Source organism: Stenotrophomonas sp. CFBP 13725 (genome assembly GCF_014841935.1).
Classification (GTDB): Bacteria; Pseudomonadota; Gammaproteobacteria; order Xanthomonadales; family Xanthomonadaceae; genus Stenotrophomonas.
Genome location: NZ_JACYUV010000013.1, coordinates 20965 through 41138 on the forward strand (window position 1 = coordinate 20965; position 20174 = coordinate 41138).

The window sequence follows — 20174 nt, forward strand, 5'->3', positions numbered from 1 at the left end:
AGCGCACAGCATCACCGTTGCACACAGAAGCAGCAAGCGGCCCGCCACCGCCGCAGCCCGGTAGAGCCGGCTTCAGCCGGCTGCACACCGACCCCGGTAGAGCCGGCTTCAGCCGGCTGCACACCGACCCCGGTAGAGCCGGCTTCAGCCGGCTGCACGTCGATCCGGACCCGCCGGAACGTATGGCGGAGAGCAGCCGACTGAAGTCGGCTCTACCCTTCCGGCATCGCCCCGTCCGGCATCGCCCCGTCCGGCATCGCCCGGTGGGCGAGCTGACGGCACGCGGCCGCCATCTGCTGCGGGGTGGGGCCGTCCGCCACGACGACGTGCGCAAAACCGAACCCCTGCACCTGGACGCGCAATCGCTCGCTCGCCACGACCACGCCCATCCGTGCCTGCCACCTGGCCTGCCAGTCCGGCGTCAGCTGCGCCCATACACGCTCCAGCGCCTCGCCGCTGCTCACCGCCAGCACCCACGGCTGCGGCGACCTCGCCAACCGCGCCAACCCCCGCGGCGGCACCCGCAGCGGCACCCGCTGATACACATCGGCGCGCACCAGCTGCGCTCCGCGCTCCTGCAGTTGTGCGGCGATCAGCCCGCGTCCGCCGGGCGCGGTCACCAGCCCCACCGTCTGCCCGCGCACCGCTGCCAGCGCCGGCAGCGCCAACAGGCCCTCGCTGTCCATCCGTTGCGGAGCCATGGCGTGATCGATGCCGACCGCCCGCAGCGCGCGCAGCGTGCCCTCACCGACCGCCAGCCAAGGCCGCGATGGCGCATCCTGAAGCGGGAGTGCACCGGAAGCCGCCACCACCGCTGCCGGGCTGGTGAAGATCACCCGGGAGGCTTGCAAGGCCTGCTGCAGCTGCCGCAAAGCAGGGTCGCCAAGCCGCCGTTGCAGTCGCCACGGCGACAGCGCGACCATGAATGCGCACGGATCGGCCAAGGCGTCAGCCACCGCGCCGTGCTGTCCCTGCGGTCGCAGCGACACCAGTGTCCAACCACACGGTTTCGTACGTTTATCCATTGCCGTCATTATGCGGGCCCGCGTTGTTGCAGGTGTAACTGCTGATGTCCGCCGAACCCGTTTCATCCTCGCTGCTGGTCCTGCAGGACGTGCTGGACAGCATGCCGCCGGTGCGTGCCATGCAACTCCGCCTGGAAGGCTATGCCGATGGCCAGCTGCAGCTGAGCGCGCCCTTGGCGGTCAACGTCAACGACAAAGGCAACGCCTTCGGTGGCAGCCTGGCCTCGGCGATGACCCTGTCCGGCTGGGCGCTGGTCACCCTGCGCCTGCGCTTGGCCGGCTTCGAGGCCGAGGTCTACGTAGCCGACAGCCAGCTGCGCTACCGCGCGCCGGTGTATGGCGATCTGCACGCACAGGCGGAAATCGCCCCGGACAGTGACTGGGACACCTTCCTGGCCACCTTCAAGCAGCGCGGCAAGGCGCGCATCGGCGTGGTGGCCGTGCAGCCGGGCAGCGATGGCAAGCCCGCCGCCGAGCTGAGCGGCCGTTTCGTCGCCTTCGCCAAAGGGTAGGATGGCACCCTGATGCCTTGGGGAGCCTACCGTTGAAGAACCCGCACCTGCGCCGACTGACCCAGTTCTTGATTCTGACCGGCCTGCTGCTCGCCTCGGTGGCGACAATGGCGGCGGATATCAGCCGCAAACAGCGCAAGCAGCTGGAAGAGATCCAGACCTCCTACGGGTCCACGATCCGTTGGGGCACCATGGACGAAGCCCTGGGCTATCTGGACCCGGCGCAGCGCAAGGCCAATCCGCCCACCGAATTCCAGCTGCGTCGCTATTCGCAGCTGCGCGTGTCGTCCTACCGCGAAAGCACCACCGCGCAGTTGCCCGATGGCACCGTGGAGCGCCGCGTCCTGGTGGGCGTGATCAACAACAACACCCAGTCCGAGCGCACCGTCGGTGTGGTCGAACGCTGGCGCTGGGATGCCCAGGCCAAGCGCTGGTGGCAGACCAACGGCCTGCCGGATCTATGGGAAGGCCAGTAACGACCGCCGCGGGCCGTCAGCACGGGATTCCCGCCGAACGTGGCTCGGCCCACAAAGACAGCAAACCAGCAAAATCCCTGCCCGAATCGGCTTGTGCGACAATCGGCGCCCGCTTATCGACCCGTGACCTGCGTGAATTACGAAGAGTTGGTGGCCTTTGCTGGCCGAAACCCGATGTTGTCGATCGCCCTGGTGGGCCTGACCGCCGCCATCATCGTCACTGAAATCCGTCGCCTGTTCCGTGGCTACAAGTCGCTCAAGCCCGGCGAACTGGTCCAGGTCATCAACGGCGGCGACGCCGTGGTCGTGGACCTGTCCTCCAGCAGTGATTTCGAGAAAGGCCATATTGCTGGCAGCAAGAACGTGCAGGCCAGCCAGTTCGGCCCCGAGCACAAGCTGGTGGCCGCGGCCAAGCAGCGCCCCGTGGTGCTGGTATGCCGTGCGGGCACCGCATCGGAAGCTGCCGCCAAGACGCTGAAAAAAGCCGGATTCGAGCAGGTGTCCGTGCTCGACGGCGGCCTGCCTGCATGGCAGCAGGCGGAGTTGCCGCTGGTCAAGGGCCGTCACTGACGCTGATCGCGTAACGGGGGGTTGTGCGCTGCATGCCCCGCCCCCATCGCTGTTGATGCAACATATCGTCCAAACATTACGTTCAACGAATTCATCTGGAGCAACAGGAAATGTCCGAAGAAAACACCAACGGCGCAGCTGCGCCGGTCGACGCCGCCACCGGTCCCGCGTTCACCGTCGAAAAGATCTACGTCAAGGACGTTTCCTTCGAATCGCCGAATGCTCCGGCCATCTTCAACGATCAGGTACAGCCGGAACTGCAGCTCAACCTGAACCAGCAGGTGCAGCGCCTGGGCGAGAACGCCTTTGAAGTCGTGCTGGCCGTGACCCTGACCTGCAAGGCCGAAGATCGCACTGCCTACGTGGCGGAAGTGAAGCAGGCCGGCGTGTTCGGCCTGGTCGGCCTGGACCCGCAGTCGGTGGACGTGCTGCTCGGCACCCAGTGCCCGAACATCCTGTTCCCGTACGTGCGCTCGCTGGTCAGCGACCTGATCCAGGCGGGTGGCTTCCCGCCGTTCTTCCTGCAGCCGATCAACTTCGAAGGCCTGTACGCGGAAACCCTGCGCCAGCGCCAGGAGCAGGGTGAAGCGCCGTCGCTCGCCAACTCCGAGCCGGCCGGCAACGCCTGATCGGCGTTCCGACCCAGCGCATGAGCGATAACGCTGAAAAAGTAGCCGTCCTCGGCGCCGGTTCCTGGGGAACCGCGCTGGCCAGCCTGCTCGCCCGGCACGGTCTCCAGACCGTGCTGTGGGGACGCGATGCGGCGATGGTGGAAGCCATCGACCAGCGCCACGAGAACACCCGTTACCTGCCGGGCATCCCGCTGCCGGAGTCGCTGCGTGCGACCACCGACATGGCCGCTGCCGTGGAAGGCGCGTCGTGGATCCTCGTGGTCACCCCGTCGCACGCGTTCAATGAAACGGTGACCGCGCTGGCGCCGCTGCGTCCGGCCGGTGCCGGCGTGGCCTGGGCGACCAAGGGCTTCGAACCCGGTTCGGGACGCTTCCTGCATGAGGTGGCGCGCGAGATCCTGGGCGATGACGTGCCGCTGGCCGTGGTCACCGGTCCGTCGTTCGCCAAGGAAGTCACCCAGGGCCTGCCGACGGCAATCACCGTGCACGGCGACGTGCCCGAGTTTGCGCAGACCGTGGCCGAAGCCATGCATGGCCCCGCGTTCCGCGCTTATACCGGCGATGACATGCTGGGTGCCGAGCTGGGCGGTGCGATGAAGAACGTGCTGGCCGTCGCGACCGGTGTCGCCGATGGCATGCAGCTGGGCCTCAACGCCCGTGCCGGCCTGATCACCCGCGGCCTGAACGAGATGCTGCGGCTGGCTGCTGCGATCGGCGCCAAGCCGGAGACCCTGATGGGCCTGGCCGGACTGGGCGATCTGGTGCTGACCTGCACCGGCGACCTGTCGCGTAACCGTCGCCTGGGCCTTGCCCTGGGCCGCGGGCAGACGCTGCAGGACGCGATCCGCGAAATAGGCCAGGTGGTGGAATCGGTGCAGACCGCCGACGAAGTGATGCGCCAAGCGCGCCGTTACGGCATCGACCTGCCCATTTCCGATGGCGTGCGTGCCGTGCTGCACGGCGAACAGACCCCGTCCGAAGGCCTGCGTACCCTGCTGGCCCGCGAACAGAAGCCGGAATACCCGGACACCCTGTTCCGTTGAACCCGGTAGTGACGGCCGCCGGCCGTCACGCCCTTGCCTGATGTATCTCGCCGAGCATGGCTCGGCGCTACAGAGCATCTACCGAATTGCCGCCGCGCGGTCGGGCCGAGCCACGCTCGGCGGGCGACTGACGCGCCGCATTGCACATCGGCTCATAGACGAGCCGCGCGCCCTTACCCACGATGAAGATGCTGGACCCAACGGGTCCAGTCGGGATTGGCATCCCGTTCGCACTTTATTGAGCTCTCTGTTTGTGCCCGTACGGGCCCGGCGGAGAATGCATCGTGTTGCCGGTCTTACGGCGGGCGGTGCGTGGGGATCCCCGGATCCGCCGGTGATTTTTGGCTCAGTAAGTGCCCGGTATGCCAACCCGCACCGTCCGCCACCCGCATCCCGCGGGTGGCCGCAGCGAGGTAACGGTACATGGGCGCATTCTCACCCCCCGGCGCACGGCTCAACGCCCTCATCGGCGATGCCGTGTTGGATATCCCGGCGCACCTGGTGGAGCGGCTGGAAAAGACCCTGGAAGCCCAGGGCATGCAGGACCCGACACCGGCACTGCTCGCGCATCTGACCTTGATGCATCACGGCGAAAGTGCCGACGGCACGCTGTGGGAAGAGCAGGGGCTGGGACCCGGGCGCTGCGGTGACCTGGCCATCGCCAGTCGCAGCCTGCAGGCATTGCACGGTGTGCTGCAGATACTGCACGCCGCGCAGCGCACCCGTCGCCATGCCGGCCCAGAGCAGCAGCTGGGCGATCACCTGGAAGAGGCACTGTATTTCGCCGGGCGCCAGCTGGCGCAGACCGCATCGGATGCCCTGCACGGGCGGCGGTAATTCCAGTCAACAGCGCGCTGCACGACGGCTGCACCTCATCGCACAAAAAAAGAAGCCCGACCAAAAGGCCGGGCTCCGATGGCGTGTGGGAGAGAGAGCACACACCGGTAACGCACCACATTACTATTTTTTCAACAACGTATTACGCACTAACGACAGGCGTTCTTACCAGGTGAAGCGCGGACCCACGAACCACTCGCGGTCGCCGGCCTTGGCCAGCTTCACTTCGCCACTCAATCCCCAGTTCTGGTTGAACTTGGCGGTGGCGCCGACACGGCCGTAGAACTCGCCGTCCGGATTGATGCCGTGCTTCTTGCTGTAATCCTCGTAACCGGCCAGCGCATACCCTTCAATCATCGGAGTGAACGCGGTGCGCACGCCGACTTCGGTCGAGTAGCCGTTGAAATCCAGGCCGCGCTTCGGATCGAACTTCTGGTACGCGACACGGGCCACCAGGTCGGTGGTCGGCGCGATGCCGTAGTTGTAGCCGACACCCAGGCGCCACTGATCGACGTCAGCATTGGTGCGCTCGGTTTCCTGCGCGGTGTAGTCGCCAAAGATATGGAAGTTCGGGTGTACCGCAACCGAACCCTTGACGCCCCAACCGTCGGCATCGCCGCCGCGGGCATCGGTGTTCACGTAACCACCTTCCACGTAGTTGTACGACAGGCCATCAGCTGCCGAGGCCGCGAACGGCATGGCAACGGCAAGGCCCAGAGCGAGCAGCGAATTCTTGATCATCGGGATACACCTGTTTCTAGTTTTGGTAGATCGTACGAAGCTGAAAAGCCGCGTTCGACAGGTGTGAATTATCCGTTTGCCAGCGCAATCAATCCTGAATATTGAACTGACTGGTACATAAACGAAGGCCCTGTTCAGGGAACTTGGGCAGGTTGTCGTGTGGGGCGTGGTGGTTCCCGATCGAAATCTGCGCATGTAGAGGGATTGTCGCTGCTGCCGAAAAGTCCCGTAGCCAGGTCGAGGCATGGGCCGATGGCGGGACATATCGGGCGATCGTCCACGGAGCAGCGGGTGCGGTCACCGCCGCATTGGGGGGGGGAGCGACGCACTCAAGGGTGCCATTGGCGCCGGAAGTGTCGAAGCAGTCAGGGACAGCCTCGCCCGCTACCTGGTCGACAGCGGCGTGACGCGTGAGGGCGGCCATCACTGGGCAGAATATCGCCGCGTCGCAAGGGCGTCGCCATGCGGCGAATCCCACAGGACGCCGGCGGCACCCTTGACTGCAGTCCCGCAACATCTAATTTATTCATCGTAAGGAATGAATTCGACGCAAAATAATTCTTTATAAGGATTATTGTAATTGCATTTCATGCCCTTTATGGAATACATTGCATGCGCGGCAATTCGCAATAGGGAATATTCATGGCCACTACACCCGCATCGAAGATGCGTCGCCTGGCTCGTTCAAAACTGGACAAGAGCGGGGAAACTCTGCGGAAGAGCTTGCCGGCGCTTCGGGCTACCCCTCGGGGTGGCTGGATAGCTGCGATTCGCGAAGCCTTGGGCATGTCGCAGTCCGACCTGGCTTACCGCCTTGGTGTAGTGCAAAGCTCTGTGGTCAAGCTGGAGAAGAGCGAACGCTCCGGAACGGTGCGCGTGGAAACTCTACGGCGAGCCGCTGACGCCCTTGACTGCGAGCTGGTCGTTCTCATGGTGCCCCGCACCCCCCTGCAAGAGACCGTCGATCGCCAGCGATTGAAGGTGTACGGCGCCACGATCAACCGAGCAGCGGCCCACATGGAGCTTGAGGACCAGGCAGTATCGTCCGACCTGCGCCAACACCTCCTCCAGCAGGCCGACGACGAGATCCCAGACAGCGCGCTGTGGGGGGATCGGGTCTAGTGGCCAAGCTCCAAGCGTTCGATTTCGAGATCGAAGATGGCCAGACACCGCTGGACCCGGATGAGGCGCAGGGGCTGAAGCTGAAATGGGTCGCGACGCGCGCCGACCTCAACGACGTTGAGGGTGCAAACGTCGTCAGCGGCATGCTCTGGGCGGCACGGGAGATACGCAAGAAGGATGTGGTGGTGCCCAGTGATGCGTTCCTGCGGAAGCTGCACGAGAAAATGTTCGGCAGCGTATGGGGCTGGGCGGGCCGATACAGGCTGACTGAGCGCAACATCGGCGTAGCGCCGCATCAAATCGCAATGCAGCTCCGGCAGCTCTTCGACAACGTTGGTGCCTGGCAAGAGTTCAAGACGTACCCGCTGGACGAGCAGGCGGCCCGCCTCCATCACCAGCTGACAGTCATCCACCCGTTCCCTAACGGAAACGGCCGCAGCTCGCGACTGATGGCTGACCTGTTCCTGCAGTCGCGCGGTGAGCAGCCTTTCTCGTGGGGGCCAGCACCGCACAACAGCACTGTGCGGAAAAGCTACCTGCAGGCCGTACGGGAAGCTGACGCTGGCAACTTGCAGCCACTCCTTGGATTCGTCCGAAGCTAGGGATGGTCTGAGCAGATCACCCTCAACGCTGGATTCCTGAGGCGAGCGCGTCCCGCGATCGCCTGCTGAGGTGGATTCCGATGAAAGCGGGGTTTCGGAGACACCGATGGGCACCTGCAGACGTATTTATCCCTTCCTCACCCACCCCGTGAAAACTCTTCAGCGCTTGTCGCATTCGGCCAGTACCATGGCGAGAAAAAAGGGAATTCCATGCTCGAGACAGGAAGCGCCCGCGGCAGCCGGGAGTGGCTGAGCCGCAAGTTCCCGGACCATGCGCAGTGGCCGCGCATCCAACGCCTGCTGCGCTTGAGCGGTGTGGTCTGTGTGCTGCATGGGGCGATCTGGGGCGCGTTCTACGGCGCTCACGGCATGGACGTGCTGGCCATCGTGCTGTTTTCCCTGATCCTGGTCGGTCTAGGCTGCCTGGGCATCGCCCGCAAGCGCGACCGGATCCCGCTGGTGTTGATCGCGCACGTGCTGCTGGTGATGACGATCTTCGTCAGCCTGGCGGAGACCCCGACGGCGGCGGCGGCGCGTTCCACCCACCTGTTCCTGCTGCCGATCGGCGTGGCCAGTTTCTTCCTGTTCCGCAGCGAGCGCGTCTATCTGCGCTGGCTGTTTCCTGGCATGTGCATCGCCGCGCTGGTGGTGCTGGCCATCAGCCCGGTCAGTCTCGGGCCGCAGCTGGAGCTGCTTACCGACGATGTGCGACGGCTGCGCCACGGCCTGAACACCCTCACCGCCATGGTGCTGACCTGCAGCGTGCTGGCGATCTTCCGTGAAGACCTGAGCGAGCAGATGGATCAGTACGCCGCGCTGGTACGTGGCCTGGCCCAGCGCGAGCTGCGCGCCTTTCTGCAGCCGCAGGTCGGGCTGGACGGGCGTGTGCTGGGCGCGGAAATGCTGCTGCGCTGGGATCGGCCGGGCCATGGCCTGCAGTCGCCGGACAAGTTCATCCCGCTGGCCGAAGAAACCGGCCTGATCCACGATATCGGCCTGATGGTGTTGGAACGCGCGTGTGTGCACCTGAAGAACTGGTCGACCCTGCCCGGTGTGGATGCCTGGATGCTGTCGGTCAATGTCAGTCCGCTGCAGTTGGCCTCGGACAGCTTCGTGGACGATGTGCGCGCGACCCTGCGCAGAGTGGGCGCGCCACCGAATCGCCTAAGGTTGGAGATCACCGAATCGGCCCTGGCGACGGATCTGTCCGTGCTGGCCGCGAAGATGGGTGCGCTGCGCCAGGATGGCATCTCCTGGTCGCTGGATGACTTTGGTACGGGCTTCTCTTCGTTCTCTCTGCTGCAGGCGCTGCCGCTGGACGAGCTGAAGATCGACCAGACATTCGTGCGGGGCATGGGTGATGACCCGAGCCAGCGCGAGCTGGTGCGCAAGATCATCGAGATCGCGGAAATCCTGGGCATCGCCACCGTGGCCGAAGGCGTGGAGACCGAGCAGCAGCGCGAGTGGTTGGCCGGCATGGGCTGCCGGGTGTTCCAGGGCTACCTGTTCGGCCGCCCCGTCAGTGCCGAGGCGTTCCATCAGGCGCATGTGCCGCAGGGGCAGTAGCAACGGCGTTGGGGTACCGGTGCGTGCAGGCTGACGGCCAGCGACCGTCACTACCGGGGGCACGCTACCGGGGCATTGCTTGCCGCGCTCCAGCGGCGCAGGCCCTGCACGGCCAGGCCGATGAACACCGCATACAACGCGGCGGTCACGTTGAGCGACTTGAACAGGTACAGGCCCACGTAGACCACATCCACCACGATCCACATCCACCACGCGGCCACGTGGCGGCGCGCCTGCCACCACTGCGCCACCAGGCTCATGGCGGCCAGCATGGCATCCAGCCACGGCAGCGCGGCGTTGGTCCAGGTGTGCATGGCCGCACCCAGCGCCAGCCCCACCGCGACGCCAGCACCCAGATCGATGAAGCGGCGCCGCGCGGGCAGCGGCACGATGCTGACCAGGCCATCGGCCTGCGCGCTGTGCCGCCAGCTCATCCAGCCGTACACCAGGAAGCCGCCGAACACGATCTGCAGCAAGGTGTCCGAGTACAGCCGGGCCTCGGCGAACACGAAGGCATACAGTGCCACCGACACCAGGCCGATCGGCCAGCCGATCATCCGCCGCCGGGTCATCAGCCACACACCGAGCATGCTCAGCCCGGCGGCGGACCATTCCAGCAGTTCCGCGCTCATAGCGCGACGGTGACCGACAGGCGGGCCTGGCGCGGGGCGCCAGCGAACAGGTAGTAATCGCCGGCACTGCTGCCCGTGTCACGCCAGTAGAATTTGTCGAATACGTTGTCCACCGAAAGCCGCCAGGTCACCGGCCGTTCGCGCAGCGCATGCTGGTAGCGCAGTCCGGCGTCGAACACGCTGTAGCGGGGCGCACGCACGCTGCCATCCACCGTGGCCACGTTGGCCGACGCATAGCGCCAGCCGCCGGTAACGCCCAGCCCTGCAGCGAACGGGAGCTGGTAATCCACGTGCACGTTGGCGCGGGTCTTCGGCACGTTCACCAGCTGGTGGCCTTCGTATGCCGGCGTGCCCGCATCACGCGCACGCGCCTGCAATACGCTGGCGCTGGCGTTGAGCTGCAGGCGCTCGGTCAGTCTGCCGTTCGCCGTCAGCTCCAATCCCGTGTGGGTCTGCTGGCCGCGTTGCACGAAGGTGAAGCCTGCATCGCTGTCATCGGGCATGGCATACTGGAAGGGCTGCGAGGTACGGAACAGCGCCGCTCCCAGGGTCAACGTATCGGTCGATGCGTACTTCACGCCCACTTCCAGCTGGCGCGACAGCAGCGGCGGCAGGAAGGTGCTTTCATTGGACGTCCAGAACGGCGCTTCCTGGCCCAGCGAAATGCCGCGCACGTAGCTCACGTACGCGTTGACCTGATCGGTGGCATTCCAGATGACAGCGGTCTGCGGCAGGAACCGCGACAGGGTGCTGTGCCGCTCCGGAGTGCCGCGCTTGTCGTAGGCGCGCTCATCCAGCTTGACCATCCGGCCTCCCACCAGCCACTGCCAGTCATCGCCGAAGCGCATGCGGTCCAGTGCGAACAGTGCATCCTGCTTGCTGTAAAGGCGGCGCGCGGAAGCGCCGGGCATCAGTGGCGACGGCGCGTACTGCGGCACTTGGGCGTCACCGATGTTGGCGGTACCCACGTACTCGTTGACGTTCTGGCGCTTGTCCACCGTGCGGCGGAAGGTGTCAGCGCCGATGCTGAGCTCGTGGCTGACACGGCCGGTATCGAAGCGGCCACGCAGCTCCGCACGCAGTTCCTGGTTGACGCGGGTGTCGTCCGGGCTGCGGTAATCGTAGATGTCGTAGTCGCCATTGGGCGCGAAGTAGTTGCCCGGCACGCTGCCATCGGCGCACTGTTCGGCGTAGTAGCAGCCGTACGCGAACGCGACGTTGTCATCGATCACCGAGCGGCTGTGGCTGGCCGACAGGCGTGACTGCCAGCGCGCGTTGATATCGTAGGTATGCAAGGCGGTGAGGTTGGTGCTGGCGATGCCCACCGGCTGCTGCCACGCTTGGTAGCCCAACATCTTCGCGCGGTCCACGCCGCGCGGGAGCGCAGTCGCCCCCAGCAGCTGATAGCCCGATGCCGAGCGCTGCGCGCTGGTCTGGTAGTTGGCATCCACTTCCAGCTTGCTGCGGTCGCTGATCAACCAGTCGGCGGCCACCGAGTAGAAGTTGCGGCGGCCGTCGGCATGGTCGATGTACGAACCGCTGTCTTCCCATGCGGCATTCAGGCGCACGCCGAAGCGGGGGGTCAGCCAGTGGCCCACGTCCATCGCCGTGTAGCGCGTGCCTTCGGTGTCCGCGCCCAAGGTGACCGTGCGCACCTCGGCGGGGCGCTTGCTGACGTAGTTGATGATGCCGCCCGGCGCCATCACCCCGGCCGCCAACCCGGCTTCACCCTTCAGGATCTCCACCTGCTGGATGTTCTCCAACGCGATGCGCTGCTCGCCGGCGGTGGCCAGTCCGTTGAAGCGGTAGCCGGTGGCGGTATCCAGGGCGAAGCCGCGGATGGCGATGTTCTGGTAATAGCCCACCGGGGCATAGCTGTCGCCCAGTGAAGCATCGTTGGCGGCGATCTCGCTGAGCGTGCGCACGTGGCGGCTGTCCAACACCGTGCGATCCAGCACGTTCACCGATGCCGGCGTGTCCTTCCAGCTACCCGCGCCGAAGCTGCTTGATGGTGCGGTGGCGGCAGCCGCCTGCTGGGCCTGCACGCGCACGGCGGCCAGTTCGGTTGGCGTAGGGTCGGCCGCATCGGCAGGGGCCTCGGCAGCGTGCAGCGGCAGCGCGGCACAGAGGGCAACGGTCAACAGCGTAGGGCGCAGGCAGCGGTTCATTCGATTCGTCATCAACAGGAAGAAAGACGAAGCGACGGCGCGCGCGCAGTGACCCGACGGGTCCATGTGCTTGCAGCTCAAAGCTCCCTACGCCGGTGCAAACCGGATCAGGTTCCAAGGGACTCTCTCAGCCTGGTCAACCCAGGCACCCCCGCTTCAGGGTGTCATTTCACACCAAATTGGCCGAAGAAGCGAATCAGCCGCTCAGGCCGCCGCGCGCAGCGTCGCCAGCAGGGCCTGCCCGTGGGCCGCTCTGAACCAGTCCGCATGGCCCAGCAGGAACGTGTAATACGCCACGTCGGCGTTGGCGGTGGATCCGGTGATGCCGTGGAAATACTCCACCTCGGACAGCGCGAAATCCAGGTGCACCAGTGGCAGCAGATCGGCCAGCAGATGCACCTGCCCGGCCGTCAACGGGCGCGCATCGCGGTAGCCGACGATCAAGGCCAGCGCGATATCGCCACGTACCGCCGCGCCGCCGCGTTCCAGTTCCAGCCAGGCGATGGCATTGCGCTCGATGGCCGTGGCCAGGTCGAACAGGTGGCTGGCGGGCGAGGCGAGGCCGAAGTCCAGCACGGCGGCCACGGCGTTGGCGCGGCCGCGCTGGTGCCAGAGCAGGTTGGAGACATGCCAGTCGTTGTGTCCCCACCGACGCGGCACCGTCGCCAAGCGCGCCGCCACCCCGAAGTGCCACGGCAGGATGGCGCGCTGCAGCTCTGCCTCCCATGGCCTGCCGGCCAGATAGTCGGCCAGCCCCGGTCGCTGCGGCAGTTGCATCTTCAGCAGGGCAATCGGATCTTCGGCGCGGATCAGCTCGTCGCGGGCCACCAGCACGTGCGTGCCGCGCTGTGGCGCGTGGTAGCTGTCGGCCGCGTTGTGCAGGGTGGCCAGCATGCGCCCGGCCTGCCAGGCCTGCTCGACATCGTTCGGGGGCGTCCACGACGGCACATCGCGGTATACATCCTCGCCCGGTGCCTCGGCATGCAGTTCGAAGGTCCAGTCGCCGTGCTCCACCGCCGTGGCGCCGGCACGGTCTGGCAGCACGTGCACGACCGGAACGCCTGCGTCGGCCAGGTGCGCGATGAAGCTATGTTCTTCTTCCAGCACCGCTGCGCTGCGCACGTGATGGTGGTGGCGTTTGACGAAGAACCGGCCCTGCGGGCTCTGCAGCAGGGCAGCGGCAGAGAACGGACGCGGGCTGTGCCACACCACCTCGCAATCGCCCGCCAGTTGCGGGTACCGGCCTTTCAGCCACGCCACGTCGGCGGCGCTGATCGCAGGCCAATCGGCGATGACCTGGTCGTTGTCGAGGCCTTGGACGTGGTGGTCGGACGTGTGCATGGATATCGGTCGGGCGCGGGGCATGATGCGCACGGCGAGCTGCCCGCGCGGCGCCCCATGGTACGCCGTCGGACCGATGCTGCCGCAGGCGGCTTCCCGCCAGATCAGGCTCTGTCCCCGTCTTGGACATCGGCGCAGAATGGCCCCATGTCCAGATTCAACACGGCCCGCCACTGGCTGCAGGCCCACTTGACCAGCGAGCGCTGGCGTCGTCGGGCGGCGCTGTGGGGCGGTGCGGTCGTCGTCGCCCTGGTCGCCATCGTGTTCGCCAAGGCCAGTGACGCGGCGTTCCAGGTCTTCCAGCGCATCATCCAGCACTCGCCCTGGTGGGCGCTGCTGCTGACGCCGGGCATCTTCGCGTTGCTGGCATGGGCCACGGGCGGCGTGCTCAAGCCCACCCGCGGCAGCGGCATTCCCCAGGTCATCGCGGCGCTGGACAAGCCGGATGAGCAGTTCCGCGCGGTGAACCTGTCGCCGTTGGTGTCGGTCGGCAAGCTGGCGTTGACCAGTCTGTCGCTGCTGGGCGGGGCGTCGGTGGGGCGCGAGGGCCCCACCGTGCACGTGGGTGCCAGCCTGATGTACCTGTTCGGGCGCCGCTTCGGTTTCCAGGATCCGCGCGAGCTGTCGCATTTCCTGTTGGCCGGTGGGGCGGCAGGCATCGCGGCGGCATTCAACACGCCGCTGGCGGGCATCGTGTTCGCCATCGAAGAACTGAGCGGCCGCTTCGAACATCGCTTCTCCGGCACGCTGCTGACGGCGGTCATCGTCGGCGGCGTGGTGTCGCTGGGGTTGCTGGGCAACTACACCTACTTCGGCCACGTCTCCGCGCGTCTGCCGCTGGGGCAGGGCTGGGCAGCGATCGTGCTGTGCGGGGTCGTGGCGGGATTGTTGGGCGGCCTGTTCGCGCGCGCTGTGCTGCTCACCGTGGCCGGCAAGCCGCGCTGGCTGGGGCGCCTGCGCGCGCAGCATCCGATCCTGCTCGCGGCCGGGTGCGGGTTGACCGTGGTGCTGCTCGCGTTCGCCTTCGGCGACGGTGCGTATGGGACCGGCTATGAGCAGGCCCGCAGCCTGGTGCAGGGGCATGCCGAGGTCGGCCACGAGTTCGGCCTGATGAAGCTGATGGCCAACCTGGCCTCGTACATTGCGGGTATTCCCGGCGGGCTGTTCTCGCCGGCCCTGGCAGTCGGTGCAGGGCTGGGCCACAACCTGGCCGTGCTGATGCCCGGGGTGGATCCCACTGCGTTCGTGCTGCTGGGCATGTGCGCGTATCTCACCGGTGTCACCCAGGCGCCGCTGACGTCCGCGGTGATTTCACTGGAGCTCACCAACACCAGCGACATGCTGCTGCCGATCCTGGCCACGGTGCTGATCGCCCGCAGTGTCTCCGGGTTGGTCTGCCGTACGCCGATCTATCGCGGGCTGGCGGATCAGCTGGCGCGCTGAGGACAGGCACGGCATCCGTTCGCTTCAAGCAGCGAAGGCCCTGACATCGTGTGAGCCGTCATGCCCGGGATTGGATGTCTTTCGCCCTGCGAGACGGCTCCGATCCCGCGGGCTGCACGGTCAACGATGTAACAGCCACGTCACCGCCCCCGCCAATACTCCGCTGGACCCCACCCCATGACCTGACCCGATGCCCGCTTACGGACGTAGCCGCTATCCCCGTGCTTCTCCGCTCACCGGCATGCTGCTGCCCGCGCTGCATGCGTACGCCAACGATGCCGCCCCCGCACCGGCCGACGATGCCCGTACCCTCGACCAGGTGCAGGTGATCGGCCAGGCCACCAGCTACGCCAAGACCGCAGTCAGCAAAGAAACCCTCAACCGGCAGACCATCCTGAGCAGCGTCAACAACGCGCTCAACGAGTTGCCCGGCGTGGTCGTCAGTGAAGCAGACGCCACCGGTTCATCGGTCTGGGGTACGCAGATCAGCATGCGCGGCTTTGTCACCAACCGCGATACGCAGCAGATCGGCACCACCATCGATGGCCTGCCCAACGGGGGATCCGGCTACGGCGGCGGCTCGCTGGCCAACCGCTACATCGACACGCTGGATCTTGAAACCGTGGAGGTCAGCCAAGGCACGGCGGATATTTCGTCGCGTTCCAACGAAGCCCTCGGTGGCACGCTGAACTTCCTGACCAGTGATCCGCTGCACGAGCAGCGCGTGCGCTTCGTCGTCGGTGGCGGCGATAACGATGCACGCAAGTATTACGCCCGCTACGACACCGGCCTGCTGGCCGGGCACACCCGCGCCTGGATAAGCGCCTCGTCGGCTGAAGTGCGCGATTGGATCGACGGCAGTGGCCGGACCAGCAACGACCACGTGGCGGCCAAGTTCATCACCGAGCTGGACCGCTGGACGTTGACCGGGTACGCGTCGTACAACGATGCCAACGAACCGGAGTACACCAGCGTGTCGCCCGCCAGCTTCGCCACCAACCCCGAACGTGACGGCCTGGTCGGCACCCTGACCGGCATCCCGAACCTCGACCAGAACTTCCGTTCCGGCTCGCGCGCGCTGCGCGAGAACACGTTCGGTTACCTGCGTGCGGCATTCGACGGCGGCAGCGGATTCAAGGCATCGGTGGCTGGCTATGCGCACCGGATGGAGGGGCGCGGTGACTGGCTGCCGCCGTATCTGGTGCAGGCGCGAGCAGATGGCGTGGGCAATCCGGAATCGGAATACCGCGGTGGCGATACGGTTTACGGCGGCTCGGCCTTGGGCCAGTTCTACTTCGTCAATCCCGATGGCAGCGCGGCGCAGGTGCGGCCGGGTTGCACGCCGCGCGCGGGCTTCACTGCCGACTATGATCCGGCCTGTTACGACGCGGGCGTGCAGGGCGTGCAGTCGTATCGCCACTCGCACTACGACAACGACCGCGCCGGCCTGACCGCCGACGTGGAATGGAAGCAGGATTTCGGCGACATCGACAACACCGTGCGCGCCGGCCTGTGGGTGGAAAACGTGGACCGCAGCGTGCGCCGTGACTGGCATCGTCTGCTCAACGTGGGCACTGACATCAGCTTCGACCACGTGCCGTACTGGGTGCAGTTCGAAGACCGCTACACCGTGGACGAGCAGATGTACTACGTGGAAGACGTAGCACGCTTTGGTCCCTTCAGTGCGCGCGTGGGCGTCAAGCAGTTCTTCGTCGACCAGAAGCGGGAACGCCGTATCGGTGCGGCCGAGAACGTGCGGTCGGATTCGAAGTCTGACCCGCTGCTGTCGGCGGGCGCAACGTGGACGCTCCCGGTGGAAGGGCTGGAGCTCTTCTGTGGCTACTCGCAGAACTTCGCCGCCATTCCATCCGGGGTGCTGGGCGAGACCGATGCGCAGCGCTTCGCCCGCGTCGAGCCGGAGACCGCGGACAACATCGAACTGGGCCTGCGCATCAGCCGCTGGCCGTTGACTGGCTCGATCACCTTGTACAACATCAAATTCGACAACCGCATCGTCTATCTGCCGGCGCGGTTGGCCGATGGCATCGATTACCTGGACGAAACCGATGGCGTCTACGAGAACTTCGGCGGCGTGGAAAGCACCGGCGTCGAAGCCGCGTTGGGCTATGGCTGGGACAACGGCTGGCGGGTCAATGGTGCGTACACCTATAACCGTTCGGAATACCTGGGCAGCGGCAACGCGGCCCGTGACGCCGAGCTGGATATCGTGGATGGCGCGCAGGTGATCGGCCAACCGCGCCACACCCTGGTGGTGTCGGCGGATTGGCAGGGCGACAGCTGGAATGCCGGCATTTCCGGCCGTTACCTGGGTGCGCGTTACCTGGATGCCTCCAATGCCAACAAGCTGCCCTCCGCCACCGTGTTCAACGCCAACATCGGCTTCGACCTGCAGAACCTGTCGCCGCGCTTGAAGGGCGTGGGCGCCAGCTTCGTCGTCAGCAACCTCACCGACCGTCGCTACCTGGCGGGTGTGGACGGCAGCGACAGCGCGTTCATCGGTGCGCCGCGCACGGTGGGGTTCTCGGTGCGGGTCGATCTGTGAGCCACGCGCCGACGCCGCCTTCCGACATCGGCCGCCGCCGCCTGTTGCAGGGTGGCGTGGCAGCGGGCATCGCCGCGTTGATGCCGAGCATCGCGCGTGCGGCGGCCATCGCACCGGACGCCCGCACGCGCAGCCTGCAGGACCTGCAGCACATCGTGGTGCTGATGCAGGAAAACCGATCGTTCGATCATTACTTCGGCACGCTGCCGGGCGTTCGCGGCTTCGGTGATCGCTTCGTGGTGCCGGCCCCCGGCCTGCAGCCCGGCGAGCCGCATCGCACGCTGTGGCTGCAGCCCAATGCGGCCGGTACGCACGGCATCGCCCCGTTCCCGCTGGATACCGCCGCGCACTTCGGTTACATGCGCGTGGAAGGCACGCCGCATACCTGGCCCGATGCACAGAAGGCATGGGACCACGGCCGCATGGCGCATTGGCCCGCGGCGAAGCAGGACCATGCGATGGGCTATTACCGCCGCAGCGACCTGCCGTTCCAGTTCGCCCTGGCAGAGGCCTTTACCGTCTGCGATGCGTACCACTGCGCCATGCAGGCGGGCACCAATCCCAACCGGCTGTTCCTGTGGACCGGCCACAACGATCCGCAGGCGCAGGGCGGTGGCCCGGCGGTGGCCAACTCGCACGACAACTTCCCCGAGCTGGGCGGCCACCCGGCGTCGTACACCTGGACCACCTACGTCGAACGCCTGCAGCGGGCGGGCGTGGACTGGCGGATCTACCAGGACATGGCGGACAACTTCACCGACAACCCGCTCGCCGGCTTCCAGGCGTTCCGCGCGGCATGGCGGGACGCACCGGGCCACGATCCGCAGCTGCGCGAACGCGGGGTCAGCACGCGCGGGCTGGCGCAGTTGCGGCAGGACGTGCTGGACAACCGGCTGCCGCAGGTCAGCTTCCTGATTGCCGATGCCGCCGGCAGCGAGCATCCGGGGCCGTCCAGTCCCGCTCAGGGCGCGGCCTATACGGCGCAGGTGCTGGACGCATTGACCGCCGATCCGGCCGTCTGGAGCCGCACCGCGCTGCTGGTGATGTTCGATGAGAACGATGGCTTCTTCGACCATGTGCCACCGCCGGCTCCGCCATCGGCGGACGCCACGCAGCAGGGGGGATGGGCCGGTGCATCGGTGATCAGCACCGAGGGTGAGTATCACCGCCATGCCTCGCCAGGCAATGAAACGCATGACGAACCGGCACTGCGTGGCCGGCCTTACGGCTTGGGTCCGCGTGTGCCGTTGTACGTGATCTCGCCGTGGAGCCGTGGCGGCTGGGTGGATTCACAGGTGTACGACCACACCTCGGTGATCCGCCTGATCGAGCGCCGCTTCGGCGTGGCAGCGCCGGAGCTTTCGCCGTGGCGGCGCGCGGTATGCGGCGACCTGACCCAGGCATTCGATTTCACCCAATCCGATACGCGTCCGTTCGTACACGCGCTCCCCGATACCGCCGCGGTAGCCTCGCGGGCGGCTGCCTTGCCGGGTCGCACGCTGCCGTCGCTGCCCGAGGCCCTGCAGCCGGCGCGGCAGGAGCGCGGCGTGAGACCTTCGCGTGCAGTGCCCTATCGCCCGGCGATCGCCATCCAGACCGATGCGGTGGCAGCCGAGGTGCGGCTGACGCTGGCCAGCGAAGGCGCGGCGGCGGTGATCCATGTCTACGACCGTCTGCAGCTGGAGGCGATCCCGCGCCGTTATACCGTGGCCCCTGGCCGCGACCTGCAGGGCAGCTGGCCGCTGCACGCGGTGCAGGGCTATGACCTGTGGGCGCTGGGTCCGAATGGCTTCCATCGGCACTACCAGGGTGATGCAGCGGCCGCCATGCCCGTGGAAGCCCGCATCGAGCGTGTCGCAGATGACATGGTTCTGCAGCTGCGCAACCCGGGTCCGCAGACGATTTCACTGGATGTGCGTGGGGGTGCGTATGCGGACCTCATGCCCACGCGCACGCTGCGTCTGGCCGTGGGTGAAGAGACAGAGATCCGCTGGGCGGCGACTACGACCGGTGGCTGGTATGACCTGCATCTGCAGCAGCAGGGGGCACGCCAGCGGTTGGCCGGGCGTGCGGAGAACGGGCGCCACGCCAGCAGTGATCCCGCATTCGGCAGCGAGCCGATGCGCTTCGCTGCAGGTTGAAACCGGCAGGCATCGCCTGCGGCGGTCAGCGTCTTACAGCTGGCCGTTGCGCAGGTAGTCGAACAGTTCGGCGTCGCTGTTCAAGCCCAGCTTCAACATCGCATCGCCCTTCTGCCGGCTGATCGTGCTGGCACTGCGATGGAGCATGTTGGCGATCTCTTTCACGGTCATGCCTTTGCCCAGCAGGCGCAGCACTTCCACCTCGCGCGGCGACAAAGGGCGACTCTCGCCTTCCACCATGGCATTGCTGCCGGTCATCTCCACGCGTTCCTTCAACGAGTGACTGATGTAAGGCAGGCCGCGGTGAACCGTGCGGATGGCGACCGGCAGTTCGTCCATCGACGACCCTTTATCGACCAGTCCCAGCACGCCGGCGTCGCGCACCATGCGCAGGATCGCCAGGTTGCTGGATACACTCAGCATCAGCACCGGCAGCTGCGGATAACGCCTGCGGATCATGCTGATCATGGCGAAGCCATCGGGCACGCTGCTGTCGGGCATCGAGTAGTCGGTGACCAGTACGTCGCAGGACAGGTTCGACAGATGGGTCAGCAGATCCTGGGCGGTGGCCGCTTCGGCGATGACGTCACCGACGCCGCTGTCATGGATGACCGAGCGGGCGCCGATCCGTACTACCGGATGGTCGTCAGCGATGATGATGCGAAGCGTCATGCTCTAGTATGGCCCCGGGTGTCATGGGTTGGGTGGAAAGCAGGCATCGACGATATCCCTATTTCATGGAGAACGAACCTGGTGCGGA

At 66.2% G+C, this 20174-nt stretch carries 18 protein-coding genes and 1 riboswitch; of the genes, 12 read left to right on the forward strand and 6 right to left on the reverse strand.

What is annotated here, in order from left to right; all coding sequences use genetic code 11:
- Positions 1–212: 212 nt before the first annotated feature.
- Complete coding sequence (locus IFT65_RS16360) at positions 213–1025, reverse strand: uroporphyrinogen-III synthase (RefSeq protein ID WP_192082434.1); 813 nt, start codon at positions 1023–1025, stop codon at positions 213–215.
- A 44-nt stretch (positions 1026–1069) separates the two neighbouring features.
- Between IFT65_RS16360 and IFT65_RS16365 the strand changes: the two genes are divergently transcribed.
- The 6 genes from IFT65_RS16365 to IFT65_RS16390 all read left to right on the forward strand — a co-directional run bounded on the left by IFT65_RS16365 (position 1070) and on the right by IFT65_RS16390 (position 5095).
- A complete protein-coding gene (locus IFT65_RS16365) occupies positions 1070–1537 on the forward strand; it encodes a YiiD C-terminal domain-containing protein (RefSeq protein WP_188325664.1) in 468 nt (155 codons plus the stop codon).
- Between the two features lie 32 nt (positions 1538–1569).
- On the forward strand, positions 1570–2013 hold the full coding sequence (locus tag IFT65_RS16370) for a hypothetical protein (protein ID WP_223202948.1): 444 nt from the start codon (positions 1570–1572) through the stop codon (positions 2011–2013).
- 132 nt (positions 2014–2145) lie between these two features.
- Positions 2146–2583, forward strand: a complete 438-nt coding sequence (locus IFT65_RS16375; RefSeq protein WP_188325665.1) for a rhodanese-like domain-containing protein — start codon at positions 2146–2148, stop codon at positions 2581–2583.
- Positions 2584–2693: 110 nt separating this feature from the next.
- Positions 2694–3212: a protein-export chaperone SecB gene (gene secB, locus IFT65_RS16380; protein WP_188325666.1), complete on the forward strand. Its 519-nt coding sequence runs from the start codon at positions 2694–2696 to the stop codon at positions 3210–3212.
- Between the two features lie 20 nt (positions 3213–3232).
- Positions 3233–4258 (forward strand): NAD(P)H-dependent glycerol-3-phosphate dehydrogenase, encoded by a 1026-nt coding sequence (locus IFT65_RS16385; protein WP_188325667.1) that lies wholly within the window; start codon positions 3233–3235, stop codon positions 4256–4258.
- A gap of 423 nt (positions 4259–4681) precedes the next feature.
- Complete coding sequence (locus IFT65_RS16390; protein WP_192082436.1) at positions 4682–5095, forward strand: hypothetical protein; 414 nt, start codon at positions 4682–4684, stop codon at positions 5093–5095.
- 165 nt (positions 5096–5260) lie between these two features.
- On the opposite strand, the gene IFT65_RS16395 is transcribed toward IFT65_RS16390, so the two are convergent.
- Positions 5261–5833, reverse strand: coding sequence for an Ax21 family protein (locus IFT65_RS16395; RefSeq protein ID WP_188327152.1), 573 nt, complete (start codon positions 5831–5833; stop codon positions 5261–5263).
- Positions 5834–6478: 645 nt separating this feature from the next.
- Between IFT65_RS16395 and IFT65_RS16400 the strand changes: the two genes are divergently transcribed.
- From IFT65_RS16400 to IFT65_RS16410, 3 genes are all read left to right on the forward strand, one after another.
- Complete coding sequence (locus IFT65_RS16400) at positions 6479–6958, forward strand: mobile mystery protein A (protein ID WP_197974169.1); 480 nt, start codon at positions 6479–6481, stop codon at positions 6956–6958.
- The gene (locus tag IFT65_RS16405) at positions 6958–7560 is read left to right on the forward strand and encodes a mobile mystery protein B (RefSeq protein WP_192082437.1); all 603 of its coding nucleotides are present in this window, start codon (positions 6958–6960) and stop codon (positions 7558–7560) included. The genes IFT65_RS16400 and IFT65_RS16405 overlap by 1 nt, the downstream gene beginning before the upstream one ends.
- A gap of 210 nt (positions 7561–7770) precedes the next feature.
- The gene (locus IFT65_RS16410; protein WP_192082439.1) at positions 7771–9126 is read left to right on the forward strand and encodes an EAL domain-containing protein; all 1356 of its coding nucleotides are present in this window, start codon (positions 7771–7773) and stop codon (positions 9124–9126) included.
- Positions 9127–9176: 50 nt separating this feature from the next.
- Here the strand turns inward: IFT65_RS16410 and pnuC are convergent, their stop codons facing one another.
- The 3 genes from pnuC to IFT65_RS16425 form a co-directional block, all read right to left on the reverse strand.
- Positions 9177–9758, reverse strand: coding sequence for a nicotinamide riboside transporter PnuC (gene pnuC, locus IFT65_RS16415; RefSeq protein WP_192082441.1), 582 nt, complete (start codon positions 9756–9758; stop codon positions 9177–9179).
- A complete protein-coding gene (locus IFT65_RS16420; protein ID WP_192082443.1) occupies positions 9755–11926 on the reverse strand; it encodes a TonB-dependent siderophore receptor in 2172 nt (723 codons plus the stop codon). The genes pnuC and IFT65_RS16420 overlap by 4 nt, the downstream gene beginning before the upstream one ends.
- Before the next feature lie 67 nt (positions 11927–11993).
- A riboswitch (TPP riboswitch) is annotated at positions 11994–12089 on the reverse strand.
- Positions 12090–12130: 41 nt separating this feature from the next.
- Complete coding sequence (locus IFT65_RS16425; protein WP_192082444.1) at positions 12131–13267, reverse strand: phosphotransferase; 1137 nt, start codon at positions 13265–13267, stop codon at positions 12131–12133.
- Between the two features lie 147 nt (positions 13268–13414).
- Here IFT65_RS16425 and IFT65_RS16430 point away from each other — a divergent pair, with 147 nt between their 5' ends.
- From IFT65_RS16430 to IFT65_RS16440, 3 genes are all read left to right on the forward strand, one after another.
- A complete protein-coding gene (locus IFT65_RS16430) occupies positions 13415–14710 on the forward strand; it encodes a chloride channel protein (RefSeq protein ID WP_192082445.1) in 1296 nt (431 codons plus the stop codon).
- A 190-nt stretch (positions 14711–14900) separates the two neighbouring features.
- Positions 14901–17273 (forward strand): TonB-dependent receptor, encoded by a 2373-nt coding sequence (locus tag IFT65_RS16435; RefSeq protein WP_192082446.1) that lies wholly within the window; start codon positions 14901–14903, stop codon positions 17271–17273.
- Positions 17270–19414, forward strand: coding sequence for a phospholipase C, phosphocholine-specific (locus IFT65_RS16440; RefSeq protein ID WP_342029585.1), 2145 nt, complete (start codon positions 17270–17272; stop codon positions 19412–19414). Before IFT65_RS16435 ends, IFT65_RS16440 begins: the two co-directional genes overlap by 4 nt.
- 33 nt (positions 19415–19447) lie before the next feature.
- Here the strand turns inward: IFT65_RS16440 and IFT65_RS16445 are convergent, their stop codons facing one another.
- Positions 19448–20086: a response regulator transcription factor gene (locus IFT65_RS16445; protein WP_192082447.1), complete on the reverse strand. Its 639-nt coding sequence runs from the start codon at positions 20084–20086 to the stop codon at positions 19448–19450.
- Between the last annotated feature and the right edge of the window lie 88 nt (positions 20087–20174).